Genomic DNA, 13739 nt, shown 5'->3' with positions numbered 1-13739 from the left:
CGGGCCCGGCACCCGGCCGGGCGCCGGGCCCCCCTCACAGCCGTGAGACGTTGCGTTCGTAGACCAGGCGCAGGCCCATCAGGGTCAGCCACGGCTGGTGCTCGTCGATCACCGAGGACTCGCCCAGCACCATCGGCGCCAGTCCGCCCGTGGCGATCACCGTCACGTCGTCCGGGTCGTCGGCCAGCTCCCGGGCCATCCGGCTGACGACCCCGTCGACCTGCCCGGCGAACCCGTACACGATGCCCGCCTGCATCGCCTCGACCGTGTTCTTGCCGATCACGCTGCGCGGCCGGGCCACCTCGATCTTCCGCAGCTGCGCGCCCTTGACCCCGAGCGCCTCCACGGAGATCTCGATACCGGGCGCGATCACCCCGCCGACGTACTCCCCGCGCGCGGAGACCGCGTCGAAGGTGGTCGCCGTGCCGAAGTCCACGACGATCGCCGGACCGCCGTACAGGTCGACGGCCGCGACGGCGTTGATGATCCGGTCGGCGCCGACCTCCTTGGGGTTGTCGGTGAGGATCGGCACGCCCGTCTTCACGCCCGGCTCCACCAGGACGGCGGGTACGTCGCCGTAGTACCGCCGGGTGACCTCGCGCAGTTCGTGCAGCACCGACGGCACGGTCGCGCAGATGGCGATGCCGTCGATGCCGTCGCCCAGCTCCTCGCCGAGCAGCGGGTGCATGCCCATCAGTCCCTGGAGCAGCACCGCCAGCTCGTCCGCCGTGCGGCGCGCGTCCGTGGAGATGCGCCAGTGCTCGACGATGTCCTCACCGTCGAACAGGCCGAGGACGGTGTGCGTGTTGCCGACGTCGATCGTGAGGAGCATCGCCGCTACTCCGCCTCGCGCAGGTCCAGGCCGATGTCCAGGATCGGCGAGGAGTGGGTCAGCGCGCCGACGGCCAGGAAGTCCACGCCGGTCTCGGCGTACGCGCGCGCATTGGCGAGCGTCAGCCGCCCGGACGCCTCCAGCAGCGCCCGCCCGCCGACGATGCCGACGGCCTCCTCGCACTCGCCGGGCGTGAAGTTGTCCAGCAGGATCAGGTCGGCGCCCGCGTCCACGACCTCGCGCAGCTGGTGCAGGGTGTCGACCTCGACCTCGATCGGCACGTCCGGGAAGGCCTCCCGTACCGCCTTGAAGGCCGGCGCGACGCCGCCGGCGGCGACCACGTGGTTGTCCTTCACCAGGGCCGCGTCGGACAGCGACATGCGGTGGTTGACGCCCCCGCCGCAGCGGACGGCGAACTTCTCCAGCGAGCGCAGGCCCGGCGTCGTCTTGCGGGTGTCGCGCACACGCGCCTTGGTGCCCTCCAGCGCGTCCGCCCACGCGCGCGTGGCGGTCGCGATGCCCGACAGCCGGCACAGGATGTTCAGCGCGCTGCGCTCGGCGGTGAGCAGGTCACGCGTGCGCGTGGTGACCGACAGCAGCTTCTGCCCGGCCTCGATCCGGTCGCCGTCCTCCACGTGCCGCTCGACCTCGAACTCGTCCGTGCACACCACGGAGAGCACGGCCTCGGCGACCCGGAGGCCGGCCACGACGCCCGCCTCGCGCGCGGTGAAGTCGGCGGTGGCGACCGCGTCCTCCGGGATGGTCGACACGGTCGTCACGTCCACACCGCCGTCCAGGTCCTCCTGGATGGCGACGTTGGCGATGTCCTCGACCTCGATCGGGTCCAGTCCGGCGGCGGCCAGCAGTTCGGCGAGCGCGGGGTCGAGCCCGCACTCCAGGTACTCCTCGTCGCCCTCGGCGCCGCAGGTGCAGCCGTCGCCGCAGCCGCCGTTCGAGGCGAGGGGAAGGTCGTCGGTGCTCACGTCTGTCACTGCTCCTGGGGCGCTGGTGTTACCGGACAGGGGGGAAGTCTGCGGTGTCGGTGGTGCGTACGGCCAGCGACCGGTCCGGATTGAGCCGTACGACGATGTGGCGCCGCCAGTTCGCGTCGTCGCGCTCGGCGCGGTCCTCGCGCCAGTGGCAGCCGCGGGTCTCCTCGCGCAGCCGGGCGGCGGCGACCAGGACCCGGGCCACGCACAGGAGGTTCGTGGCCTCCCAGGTGTCCACGCCGGGCTCGGCGGTCTTGCCGTTCTCCTCCAGCGCGTCCCGGGCCTCGGTGTGCAGCCTCTGGAGCTGGTCCGCGGCCCTGGCGAGGGACTCCTCGGAGCGCAGCACGCCCGCGCCCTCGGTCATGGTCCGCTGGATGGCGAACCGGGTCTCGGGGGTGAGCAGCGGGTGGGCCGGCTTCGCGGGCTGCGGGACCGGTACGGGCACGCGTGCGTGCAGGCCGTCCGCCGCGCGGGCGGCGGCGATGTCGGCGGCGATCCGCTCGGCGTAGACGAGGCCCTCGAGGAGGGAGTTGGAGGCGAGCCGGTTGGCGCCGTGCACGCCGGTGCAGGCGACCTCGCCGCAGGCGTACAGGCCCGGGACGGTGGTGCGCCCCCGCGCGTCGGTGCGGACGCCGCCTGAGGCGTAGTGGGCGGCCGGGGCGATCGGGACGGGCTCGGTGACCGGGTCGATGCCGTTGGCGCGGCAGGCGGCCAGGATGGTCGGGAAGCGGTGCTCCCACATCGCGGCGCCGAAGTGCCGGGCATCGAGGTACATGTGCTCGGCGCCCCGCTCCAGCATCCGCCGCGTGATGCCCTTGGCGACGATGTCCCGGGGCGCCAGCTCGGCCAGTTCGTGCTGGCCCACCATGAAGCGCACGCCGTCCCCGTCGACCAGGTACGCGCCCTCGCCGCGCACCGCCTCGGAGACGAGCGGCTGCTGGCCCTCGGCGTCGGCGCCGAGGAACAGCACGGTCGGGTGGAACTGCACGAACTCCAGGTCGCTGACCTCGGCGCCCGCGCGCAGCGCCAGCGCCACGCCGTCGCCGGTCGACACGGACGGGTTGGTGGTCGCCGAGAACACCTGTCCCATGCCGCCGGTCGCGAGGACCACGGCGGGCGCGTGCACGGCGCCCACGCCGTCGTGCTGGCCCTCGCCCATCACGTGCAGGGTGACCCCGGCCGTACGGCCCTCGGCGTCCGTCAGCAGGTCGAGGACCAGCGCGTTCTCGATCGTGCGCAGCCCACGGGCGCGTACGGCCTCCACGAGCGCCCGGGAGACCTCCGCGCCGGTCGCGTCACCGCCCGCGTGCGCGATCCGGCGCCGGTGGTGGCCGCCCTCGCGGGTGAGGTGGATGTCGCCCTCGTCGTCGGTGTCGAAGTGGGCGCCGGTGGAGATGAGCCGCCGGACGGCGTCGGGGCCCTCGGTGACGAGGATGCGCACGGCCTCCTCGTCGCACAGGCCCGCGCCGGCCACCAGGGTGTCGTCCAGGTGCTGCTCGGGGGTGTCGCCCTCACCGAGGGCCGCGGCGATGCCGCCCTGCGCCCAGCGCGTGGAGCCGTCGTCCAGGCGGGCCTTGGTGACGACGACCGTGGTGAGCCCGGCGGCCTCGCAGCGCAGCGCCGCGGTCAGGCCGGCCACTCCGGAGCCGACGACGACCACGTCCGCGGAGATGCTCCACCCGGGGGCGGGTGCGTGCAGTCGTATGCCTGTGCTGGTCACGAGGCGGCTCCGAAGGTGAGAGGAAGATTGTCGATCAGCCGGGTCGTGCCGACCCGCGCCGCGACGGCGAGGACGGCCTCGCCGGTGAAGTCGTCGCCGATCTCGGTGAAGTCGGCGGGGTCGACCAGCGCCAGGTAGTCCAGCCGCAGGGGCGGGTCGAGGCGGGCGGCCTCGTCCAGGACCTGGCGCGCGGCGGCGCGGACGGCCGCCGGGCCGCCGGGCGCGGCGGTGGCCACCGCGTGGGCGTCCGCCGCCGCGCGGGACTCCCCTATGGCGCTCAGCGCCTCGGCACGCGCGTGCGTGGAGGGCACTTCCCGGGCCCGCGCGCGCAGCGCCTCCTGTGCCGCGTGCCGGTCCCGGCCGGCGAACAGCGCGCGGGACAGCGCGAGGGCGGTACGGCGCTCGTCCGCCGAGAGGTAGCGGTTGCGGCTGGACAGCGCGAGGCCGTCCTCCTCGCGGACGGTGGGCACGGCGACGATCTCGACGCCGAAGTTGAGGTCCCGCACCATGCGCCGGATGAGGGCCAGCTGCTGGGCGTCCTTCTGCCCGAACAGGGCGGCGTCGGGGTGGGTGAGGTGCAGCAGCTTGGCGACGACGGTGAGCATGCCGTCGAAGTGCCCGGGCCGCGAGGCACCCTCCAGGCGCTCGCCCATGGGGCCCGCGGAGACGCGCACCTGGGGTTCGCCGCCCGGGTAGACCTCGTCCACGGAGGGCGCGAACACGGCGTCCGCGCCCGCCTGCTCGGCGAGCTTGAGATCGGCGTCCAGGGTGCGCGGATAGCGGTCCAGGTCCTCGCCCGCGCCGAACTGCAACGGGTTGACGAAGACCGTGACGACGACCTCGCCGTCGGGGCCGGCGGCCTGCCGCGCGGCGCGGATGAGCGTCGCGTGGCCCTCGTGCAGGGCGCCCATGGTCATCACGACGGCGCGGCGGCCGTGGCGCACACGCGCGTGCAGCTCGTCGGCGGTGCTCAGCAGGGCGGTGCTCATCGGTCGTTCCCCTCGGTGCCGGTCGTGCCGTCGGAGCCGTCCGGGCCGTCGGAGCCGTTCGGGCCGTCGGAGCCGTTCGGGCCGTCGGTTCCCTCGCCGCTCCGGCCTCCTCGGCTCGCGTCGGCCCCGTCGGCGAGTACCCCGAGGAGGTCCTCGGCGAGTTCCGGCTTCAGCAGGCCGTGGGCGAGCGCGCGGTCGGCCGTCGCGCGGGCCATCGCCAGATAGCCCGCCACGGTCTGCGGGGCGTGCTCGCGCAGCTCGGTGACGTGCGCGGCGACCGTACCGGCGTCACCGCGCGCGACCGGACCGGTCAGGGCGGCGTCACCGAAGCGCAGGGCGTTGTCCAGGGCGGCCCCGAGCAGGGGGCCCAGCATCCGGTCGGGCGCCGTCACACCGGCGGTGCGCAGCAGTTCCATGGACTGGGCGACCAGGGTCACCAGGTGGTTGGCGCCGAGCGCGAGGGCCGCGTGGTACAGCGGGCGGTTCTGCTCGCTGATCCACTCCGGTTCCCCGCCCATCTCGATCACCAGGGCCTCGGCGGCCAGCCGCAGTTCCTCGGGCGCGGTGACGCCGAAGGAGCAGCCCGCGAGCCGCTGGACGTCGACCGGCGTGCCGGTGAAGGTCATCGCCGGGTGCAGGGCCAGCGGCAGCGCGCCCGCCCGCAGGGCGGGGTCGAGCACCTTCGCGCCGTACCGGCCGGAGGTGTGCACCAGCAGTTGTCCCGGTCGTACCGCGCCGGTCTCGGCGAGGCCGGCGACCAGGCCCGGCAGGACGTCGTCGGGGACCGTGAGCAGCACCAGGTCGGCGCGCTGGAGCACCTCGGCGGGCGGCACCAGCGGGACGTCCGGGAGCAGGGTCTCGGCGCGCCTGCGGGAGGCGTCGGAGACTCCGGAGACGGCCACCGGGCGGTGCCCGGCGAGCTGGAGGGACGCGGCCAGCACGGGGCCCACGCGACCGGCGCCGACGACGCCGACGGTGAGCCGCGCGGGGCGGTCCTTGAGGTCTGGTTGGTGGACTGTACTCACGCGACGGCGGCCTTCCCGTTCCAGTCCGCTCTGGGTACCGGACGATTTCTCGTCATGTTAACGCTATCGGGTGGGGCGGCGGCCGGTCGTCCACAGGCTGTGGGTTTCACCACGTCCCCCTCCCGCTCTTCCTCGCGGGAAAACCCGGCTGCCGCGCCGGGGCCGGGCGAGGCATGATCCACGGCATGACTGATGTGGCTGAGCAGGACGACGAACGGTCGGCGGAGGAACGTTCGCGGGAGCGGCGCCGGGCCGCCCAGCGGGGGGCGCGGCGCATCCTGGCGCACGCGACCCCCCGGGACTCGATCCGCGAACGGCTCGCGCTGCTCCAGGAAGCGGGCGCCGAGGTGTACGACCTGGACGAGCCCGCGGACGTCTACGGCGACCGGATCGTGGCCGCCCTGGAGGAGCGGGTCGCCGCGCTGCTCGGCACCGAGGCAGCCGCGTTCTTCCCGACGGGCACCATGGCCCAGCAGGTGGCCCTGCGCTGCTGGGCGGCCCGCACCGGGAACCCGGCGGTGGCCCTGCATCCGCTGGCCCACCCGGAGGTCCATGAGCGCCAGGCGTTCAGCCAGGTCAGCGGGTTGCGGCCGGTCAGGGTGGGCGGGGAGCGGCGGCTGCCCACGGCGGCCGAGATACGCGACCTCGAAGAGCCCTTCGGCGCGCTGATGCTGGAGCTGCCCCTGAGGGACGCCGGTTTCGTGCTGCCCACCTGGGAGGAACTGACCGAGACCGTCGCGGCGGCGCGGGAGCGGGACGCGGTGGTGCACTTCGACGGCGCGCGCCTGTGGGAGTGCACCGAGCACTTCGGGCGTCCCCTGGCGGAGATCGCCGGCCTCGCCGACAGCGTCTACGTCTCGTTCTACAAGTCCGTCGGCGGTTTCGGCGGTGCCGCGCTCGCCGGTCCGAGGACGCTGGTGGAGGAGGCGAAGACCTGGCGGCACCGGTACGGCGGCATGGTCTTCCAGCAGTTCCCGACCGTGCTGTCCGCGCTCGTCGGCCTGGACCGCGAAGTGCCCCGGCTGCCCGAGTACGTGCGGCACGCGCGCGTGGTGGCCGCCGCGCTGCGCGAAGGCTTCGCGGCGGCCGGGGTGCCGTGGGCCCGCGTCCACCCGGAGGAGCCGCACACCCACCAGTTCCAGGTCTGGCTGCCGTACGAGCCGGAGGCGGCCGCCGAGGCGGCGCTCCGCCAGGCCGAGGAGACCTCGGTGATGCTCTTCGCGAACGTCTGGAGCACCGGCGGGCCCGGCCTCGCGTTCACGGAGGTCGGCGTCCAGGCCGCGGGGCTGGAGTGGACGGCGGACGATGTCCGCGCGGCGGTGCGGGACTTCGTGGACCGCCTGCCCGGCAGGGGCTAGGTCTTTCGTCTGGATCAGGCCGGACCAGGGCCCGCGAGCCCGGCATGATCCGAACGAGAGGCCCTAGAGGGCGCGGGGGCGCGCCCGGTGGGCCAGGGCGCGCAGCCGGCCGGCCAGGGCGCGCCGGAGCCGCCCGTGCGCCGGGCGTCCGGCGACGACCGCGCGGAAGTGCCGGTGGTCGCGCACCTCGCGCAGGAGGCCGAGGTCGTGGCGGCCCGGCGCGGGCGGCCCGGGCTCGCCGTGCAGACGGGCGCGGTAGCTGTCGAGGAGGTACTGCTGGGTGATGCTCATGGCTGATCCGCCTTCTCGGGAGGTGGCTGACCGGTGACCGATCGGGCGCCGCGGCGGCCCCGGTGCCCTCGACGCTGCCCCTGACCGGCGCGGAAGTCCCGTGGATTGACGGCTGCCGTCAATCCACGGGGGCACTGTCAGTGGCCCGGTGCACCATGGGGCCATGAGCGTGACCATCGACATCACCGGACTGCCCCTGGAGAGGGTCTCCGTCGTGCCCTCCCCGCTGGCGGAACTGGGGATGGCGCTGCACGCGCTGAGCGAGCCCGGGCACCACCCGGAGCTGCGGGGCTGGGCGACCGCCGTCTCCTCCCGGCTGGAGCCCTGCCTGGCCGACCGGCTGTGCGAGGCGGACTTCCTGTGGCGCACGACGTTCTCGGACGTCTTCGCCCCGTTCGCCGGTCTGCCGGGCGGACGCGCGCTCCCCGGCGCGACGCTCGCCGAAGAGCTGGACCAGCTGGACGAACTGACGGACGGGCAGTTCGTCAACGCCGCCCTGGAGTTCACCTGCCAGCTCCGCTACGACGTCCAGGAGGCCGGTCCGCTCGAGGACCCGGAGCTGCGCCGCCGCTCCCTGGAACTGGCCGCCGCGCGCGGTGCCGTGCAGGAGCGGTTCACGCGCCGCCTGCTGACCGATCCGCCGGCCGTGCGCGCCTGGTTCCGCCGGCTGATGCTCGACTGCGACGAGGCCTTCTTCGCCGAGACCTGGGCCCGCGTCCAGCCCCAGCTGGCCGCCGACGCCCGGCACCGGACCGAGCTGCTGCGCCGCAAGGGACTCGGCGAGGCCCTCGCCTCCCTTTCCGGGGCGGTCTCGCTGGACGAGGAGGCCGGGCTCGTGACGGTCGACAAGCTGCTGGTGGGCCGCGCCGCCACCGGCGACGGCGGCCTGGTGCTGGTGCCGACCAGCCTCGGCTGGCCGCACGTGATGGTCCTGCACCGGTACGGCTGGCAGCCCTCGATCACCTACCCCGCGAGCGGTCCCCGGCCGCAGGCGCCCCCCGTCGAACAGCTCACGCGGCGGCTGGAGGCCCTGGCCCACCCGGTGCGGATGCGGCTGTGCCGGCACCTGGCGCGCGCCCCGCACACCACCAGCGAACTGGCCGACGCGCACGGCATGTCGGCGCCCGAGATATCCCGGCACCTGACGGTGCTGAAGAAGGCGGGCCTGATCACCGACTGCCGCCGCGGCCGGTACGTCCAGCACCAGCTGGACCTGACCGCGGTGGCCCGGCTGGGCAGCGACTTCATCGAGGGCGTCCTGCGCTAGGGCGTCCCGCGGCGAGCGGGCCCGGCCCGAGGCTGACGCTTGAGGAAACGGAGCCGGCCCCGGAGGCCCACGCCGAGCAAGCCGGGCCCGAGACCGACGGTTCACTCCCAGCAAGCCGGGCCGGAGGCCGACGGCTCACGCCGAGGAAACGGAGCCGGGCGCTGAGGCCCACGCCCAGCAAGCCAGGTCCGAGGCCGACGGTTCACTCCCAGCAAGCGGGGCCCGAGGCCGACGGCTCACGCCCAGCAAGCCGGGCCCGCGCCCGGAGGCCAATGCCGAGCACCCCGAGCAAGCCCGGCCCCGGACCAGACGTCCACGCCCGGCAAGGCGCCCAATCGTGGTCGTCAGCCGTGGCCGCCGGCGCGTACCAGGCCCGTCTCGTACGCCAGCACGACCACCTGCACCCGGTCGCGCAGCCCGAGCTTGGTCAGGATGCGGCCCACATGGGTCTTCACGGTCGCCTCGCTCAGCACCAGCCGGGCCGCGATCTCGCCGTTGGACAGGCCCTGCGCGACCAGCACCATGACCTCGCGCTCCCGCTCGGTGAGCCGTTCCAGCTCCTTGTGCTGGGGCTCCTTGCCGGCGGAGGGCAGCATCGGCGCGAAGCGGTCCAGCAGGCGCCGGGTGGTGGAGGGCGCCACGACCGCGTCGCCGCTGTGCACGGCGCGGATGGCGGCGAGGAGATCACCCGGCGGCACGTCCTTGAGCATGAAACCGGAGGCGCCCGCCTTCAGCCCGGAGAAGGCGTACTCGTCCAGGTCGAACGTGGTCAGGATGAGGACCTTGGGCGCGTCCGGCTCCGCGCAGATCCGCCGGGTGGTCTCCACACCGTCCAGCTTCGGCATCCGGACGTCCATGAGGACGACGTCGACGGCGGTGGACCGCAGCACCTGGAGGGCCTCGACGCCGTCGCCCGCCTCCGCGACGACCTCCATGTCCGGCTGGGCGGCGAGCACCATCCGGAACCCGGTGCGCAGCAGCACCTGGTCGTCGACGAGCATCACGCGGATCGTCATCGGGCTTCTTCCGTCCGGGATCAGGGGTCGGTCAGTGCGCCGGTTTGAGCGGCAGCAGGGCGCTGATGCGGAATCCTCCGCCCGGGCGCGGGCCGGCGTCCAGGGTGCCGCCGACCATGCCGACGCGCTCGCGCATGCCGATCAGGCCGTGGCCCTGTCCGTCGGCGCCGCCCTCCTCGTACAGCTCGTGCGGGGCGCCCTTGCCGTCGTCCTCGACCAGCAGGCCGAGACCGTCGTCGAAGTAGACCAGGCGCACGCTCGCGCCCGCGTGGGGCCCCCCGTGCTTGCGGGTGTTGGTCAGCGCCTCCTGCACGATGCGGTAAGCGGTCAGCTCCACGCCGCTGGGCAGCGGCCGCGGGGTGCCCTCCACCTTGAAGTCGACCGGGAGGCCGGAGCTGCGGCACTGCTCGATGAGGTCGTCGATCTGCTCGACGTCGGGCTGGGGGACGTACTCCCCGCTCTCCTGGTGCTCGCCGGTGCGCAGCACGCCCAGCAGGCGGCGCATCTCGGCAAGGGCCTGACGGCCGGTGGAGGAGATCGTCTCCAGGGCCTTTCTGGCCTGGTCGGGGGCGGTGTCCATGACGTAGGCGGCACCGTCGGCCTGCACCACCATCACCGACACGTTGTGCGCGACGACGTCGTGCAGCTCGCGCGCGATCCGGGCGCGCTCGGCGGCCACCGCGACCTTCGCCTGCGCCTCGCGCTCCTTCTCCAGCCGGGCCGCGCGCTCCTCCAGCTGGGCGAAGTAGGCCCGCCGGGTGCGCATGGAGTCGCCGAGGACCCAGGCGAGGGCGAAGGGCACCGTCTGGAAGACCGCTATGGCGGCATGCCCGAGGAGGCCGCTGTCCGCGGCCGGCCAGCGGATCTGGGCCACGGTCGCCGCGCAGAGGCTGACGGCGAGGGCCAGCCGGGAGGCCCAGCGCGCGCCGACCGTCGCGACCGTGTAGGTGATCACCAGCATGGCGAAGTCGGCGACGGTCGTCTCGATGTCCAGGACCAGTTGCACCAGCCCGGTCACGAGGGCGAGCAGCAGCATCGGCTCCGGCAGACGGCGGCGCAGCGCCACGACCACGCACAGGACGGTGGACACGGCGATCCCGCCCGGGATCGTCCCGTGGTGACCTTTCACCCCGTCGAGATTGACCACGCTCAGCGCGGACAGCCCGAACAGGACGACGGCCCAGGAGGAGTCGACCCAGATCGGGTGGCGGCGGAGGAAGTCATAGAGGCGCTGCACGTAACCCAGAGTAGGGAAACCAGATGCGTGCAGGGGTCAACCGGAGGACCGATCCGTGCCCGGCGCGCGTACTCCCCAAGGTGGATGCCGTGATCAACGATGTGCCTAGTCTGGTGCGGTGACGGATGGGACGACGGCGGAGGACTCCCGCCACGGCAGCGCGAGCACCGGCCACGGCAGCGCGGGCTCCGGCCACGGCAGCGCGGACCGCGCCCCGCGCGGCTGGCGCGCGGCGGCCGGGGCGGCCCTGTACGGGCCCGGCGGCTTCTACCGGCGCCCGGAGGGCCCGGCGGGCCACTTCCGCACGTCGGTGCACGCCTCCCCGCTGTTCGCACGGGCCGTGGCCCGGCTGCTGTGCCGGGTCGACGCGGCGCTCGGGCGGCCCCCGGTGCTGGACTTCGTCGACCTGGGCGCCGGGCGGGGGGAGCTGGCCGGCGGGGTGCTCGCCGCCCTGCCGGCCGACGTGGCCGCACGCGCGCGTGCGTACGCCGTCGAGATCGCCGACCGCCCGGCCGGCCTGGACGCACGGATCACCTGGCTGAGCGAACTCCCGGAGGCGGTCACCGGGCTGCTGTTCGCCAACGAGTGGCTGGACAACGTGCCCCTGGACGTCGTGGAGGTGGACTCCTCGGGCGTGCCCCGGCTGGTACTCGTCGCCGAGGACGGCTCCGAGCGGCTCGGACAGCCCGTGACGGGCGCGCCGGCCGACTGGCTCGCCCGCTGGTGGCCGCTGCCGGCCGAGCAGGGGCTGCGGGCGGAGGTCGGGCTGCCCCGGGACCTGGCCTGGGCGTCGGCCGTGGACCGGGTGGCGCGAGGGCTCGCGGTGGCCGTGGACTACGCGCACACCGTCGGCACCCGTCCCCCGTTCGGCACCCTCACCGGCTTCCGCGAGGGACGTCAGACGGCGCCCGTCCCGGACGGCTCCTGTGACATCACGGCCCATGTGGCCCTGGACGCGTGCGCGGCGGCGGCCGGTACGGTCCGCACGCCCTCCGGCACCGCACACACGCCCTCCGGAACGGCGCACACCGCTTCCGGTACCGCGCCGGCGCGGGAGCTTCCCGGCGCACGTCTGCTCACGCAACGCGCCGCTCTGCGCGCCCTCGGCATCACCGGCGCACGCCCTCCGCTGGCGCTCGCCTCCTCGGACCCCTCCGCCTATGTGCGCGCCCTCGCGACCGCCGGTGAGGCGGCCGAGCTGACGGCACCGGGCGGCCTCGGCGACTTCGGCTGGCTGCTCCAGCCCGTCGGCGTCCCGGACCCCCTCGAACCGGACCCGCGGGACGCGCCCGGACCGTGAGGCCCTGCCCGCCGATGCCGCCGGTTATTTGTCGATGTCGCCGACCACGAAGAACATCGATCCCAGGATCGCCACCATGTCCGCCACCAGCGTCCCCGGCAGCAGCTCGGTCAGCGCCTGGATGTTGTTGTACGAGGCCGAGCGGAGCTTGAGCCGGTACGGGGTCTTGTCACCCTTGCTGACCAGGTAGTAGCCGTTGATCCCGAGCGGGTTCTCGGTCCACGCGTACGTGTGCCCCTCGGGCGCCTTCAGCACCTTCGGCAGCCGCTGGTTGATCGGCCCCGGCGGCAGCTCGGCGAGCCGGTCCAGGCAGGCGTCGGCGAGGTCCAGCGCGTTGTGGGTCTGCGCCAGCAGCACCTCGAACCGGGCCAGGCAGTCGCCCTCGGTCCGGGTGACGACCTCCAGGGTGTCCTGGAGATCGCCGTAGGCCAGGTACGGCTCGTCGCGGCGCAGGTCGAAGTCGACGCCGGAGGCGCGCGCGACAGGGCCGCTCACGCCGTAGGCGTGCACCGCCTCCGGCGTCAGCACGCCCACCCCGCGGGTGCGCCCCCGGAAGATCTCGTTGCCGAGCACCAGGTCGTCGAAGACGTCCATGCGCGAACGCACGGCGGCGACGGCCTCACGCGCGCGTGCGGCCCAGCCGGCCGGCAGGTCCTCCTTGAGGCCGCCGACACGGTTGAACATGTAGTGCATGCGCCCGCCGGAGACCTCCTCCATGACGTTCTGGAGCACCTCGCGCTCCCGGAACGCGTAGAACACCGGCGTGATCCCGCCCAGCTCCAGCGGGTAGGAGCCGAGGAACATCAGGTGGTTCAGCACCCGGTTCAGCTCGGCGAGGAGCGTGCGCGTCCACACCGCCCGCCCGGGAACCTCCATGCCGAGCATCCGCTCCACCGCGAGGACCACGCCCAGCTCGTTCGAGAACGCCGACAGCCAGTCGTGGCGGTTGGCGAGCACGATGATCTGCCGGTAGTCGCGCGCCTCGAAGAGCTTCTCGGCGCCCCGGTGCATGTAGCCGATCACCGGCTCGGCGCGGACGATGCGCTCCCCGTCCAGCACCAGCCTGAGCCGCAGCACACCGTGCGTGGACGGGTGCTGGGGCCCGATGTTGAGCACCATGTCGGTGCTCTCCGCCGCGCCGCCGATACCGACCGTGGTCTCCGTCGTAGGAGTCATGGGCCCAGTTTCCCCTACGTAGGCTGGGCTCATGGAAACGGGGAGTCCCGAAGGGACCGGAGCGCCGGCGGACCAGCCGGTGTGGCGCGGGCTGCGGCCCGGGCTGCTGGGGGTGCGCCGGCTGCTGCTGGTGGTGTGGACGGCGGTGCTCGCGCTCGCCGCGGGGCTCCTGCCGGGCCTTCTCCTGGGGCCCGGGTGGGCGGTCTCGGCCCTGCTGCCGCTCGCGTGCGCCGCCTGGTGCTGGTGGCTGCTGGAACGCAACTGGCGCTCGTGGCGGTACGCCGAGCGCGCCGACGACCTGCTGATCAGCCGGGGTGTCCTGTGGCGTGAGGAGACGGTGGTGCCGTACGGGCGGATGCAGCTGGTGGAGGTGACCTCCGGGCCGTTGGAGCGGCGCTTCGGGCTGGCCACCGTGCAACTGCACACGGCCGCCGCCGCGACCGACGCGACCATCCCCGGCCTCGACCCGGCCGAGGCGGAACGCCTGCGGGACCGGCTGACCGAGCTGGGCGAGGCACGATCGGCGGGCCTGTGACCTC

13 protein-coding genes are annotated in these 13739 nt (G+C 74.2%); 4 read left to right on the top strand and 9 right to left on the bottom strand.

The features are described from left to right. Window positions 1-34: 34 nt before the first annotated feature. Genes AB0946_RS10925 through AB0946_RS10905 form a run of 5 tightly spaced genes read right to left on the bottom strand, consistent with a single transcriptional unit; the run spans window position 35 to window position 5555 of the window. Window positions 35-832, bottom strand: coding sequence for a type III pantothenate kinase (locus AB0946_RS10925; RefSeq protein ID WP_366760242.1), 798 nt, complete (start codon window positions 830-832; stop codon window positions 35-37). A gap of 5 nt (window positions 833-837) precedes the next feature. After that, on the bottom strand, window positions 838-1815 hold the full coding sequence (gene nadC, locus AB0946_RS10920) for a carboxylating nicotinate-nucleotide diphosphorylase (RefSeq protein ID WP_366760241.1): 978 nt from the start codon (window positions 1813-1815) through the stop codon (window positions 838-840). A 28-nt stretch (window positions 1816-1843) separates the two neighbouring features. Next, window positions 1844-3541 carry an L-aspartate oxidase gene (locus tag AB0946_RS10915; protein WP_366760240.1) on the bottom strand — a complete coding sequence of 566 codons (1698 nt, stop codon included), beginning with the start codon at window positions 3539-3541 and terminating at the stop codon, window positions 1844-1846. After that, the gene (gene panC / locus AB0946_RS10910) at window positions 3538-4530 is read right to left on the bottom strand and encodes a pantoate--beta-alanine ligase (RefSeq protein WP_366760239.1); all 993 of its coding nucleotides are present in this window, start codon (window positions 4528-4530) and stop codon (window positions 3538-3540) included. Before panC ends, AB0946_RS10915 begins: the two co-directional genes overlap by 4 nt. Further along, window positions 4527-5555, bottom strand: coding sequence for a DUF2520 domain-containing protein (locus tag AB0946_RS10905; RefSeq protein ID WP_366760238.1), 1029 nt, complete (start codon window positions 5553-5555; stop codon window positions 4527-4529). The genes panC and AB0946_RS10905 overlap by 4 nt, the downstream gene beginning before the upstream one ends. A 185-nt stretch (window positions 5556-5740) precedes the next feature. Here AB0946_RS10905 and AB0946_RS10900 point away from each other — a divergent pair, with 185 nt between their 5' ends. After that, entirely contained in the window at window positions 5741-6913 is a 1173-nt protein-coding gene (locus AB0946_RS10900; protein WP_366760237.1) for a beta-eliminating lyase-related protein, read from the top strand. A gap of 63 nt (window positions 6914-6976) precedes the next feature. On the opposite strand, the gene AB0946_RS10895 is transcribed toward AB0946_RS10900, so the two are convergent. Further along, complete coding sequence (locus tag AB0946_RS10895) at window positions 6977-7204, bottom strand: hypothetical protein (protein WP_366760236.1); 228 nt, start codon at window positions 7202-7204, stop codon at window positions 6977-6979. Between the two features lie 163 nt (window positions 7205-7367). On the opposite strand from AB0946_RS10895, the gene AB0946_RS10890 reads away from it, so the two are divergent. Next, entirely contained in the window at window positions 7368-8471 is a 1104-nt protein-coding gene (locus AB0946_RS10890) for a DUF5937 family protein (RefSeq protein ID WP_366760235.1), read from the top strand. Between the two features lie 344 nt (window positions 8472-8815). On the opposite strand, the gene AB0946_RS10885 is transcribed toward AB0946_RS10890, so the two are convergent. Together AB0946_RS10885 and AB0946_RS10880 are read right to left on the bottom strand one after the other, a co-directional pair. Then, the gene (locus tag AB0946_RS10885; RefSeq protein WP_030651489.1) at window positions 8816-9487 is read right to left on the bottom strand and encodes a response regulator transcription factor; all 672 of its coding nucleotides are present in this window, start codon (window positions 9485-9487) and stop codon (window positions 8816-8818) included. 31 nt (window positions 9488-9518) lie between these two features. Beyond that, on the bottom strand, window positions 9519-10724 hold the full coding sequence (locus AB0946_RS10880; protein WP_366760234.1) for a sensor histidine kinase: 1206 nt from the start codon (window positions 10722-10724) through the stop codon (window positions 9519-9521). Window positions 10725-10971: 247 nt separating this feature from the next. Between AB0946_RS10880 and AB0946_RS10875 the strand changes: the two genes are divergently transcribed. After that, window positions 10972-12024, top strand: a complete 1053-nt coding sequence (locus AB0946_RS10875; RefSeq protein WP_366760294.1) for an SAM-dependent methyltransferase — start codon at window positions 10972-10974, stop codon at window positions 12022-12024. Between the two features lie 24 nt (window positions 12025-12048). Here the strand turns inward: AB0946_RS10875 and AB0946_RS10870 are convergent, their stop codons facing one another. Beyond that, window positions 12049-13200 (bottom strand): NADH-quinone oxidoreductase subunit D, encoded by a 1152-nt coding sequence (locus AB0946_RS10870; protein WP_366760233.1) that lies wholly within the window; start codon window positions 13198-13200, stop codon window positions 12049-12051. A gap of 31 nt (window positions 13201-13231) precedes the next feature. Between AB0946_RS10870 and AB0946_RS10865 the strand changes: the two genes are divergently transcribed. After that, window positions 13232-13735: a PH domain-containing protein gene (locus tag AB0946_RS10865; protein ID WP_366760232.1), complete on the top strand. Its 504-nt coding sequence runs from the start codon at window positions 13232-13234 to the stop codon at window positions 13733-13735. Window positions 13736-13739: the final 4 nt, after the last annotated feature.

This window comes from Streptomyces sp. NPDC046870, from assembly GCF_040704595.1.
Lineage (GTDB): Bacteria > Actinomycetota > Actinomycetes > Streptomycetales > Streptomycetaceae > Streptomyces > Streptomyces argyrophylli.
This window is presented reverse-complemented; position numbering and strand designations above follow the sequence as displayed.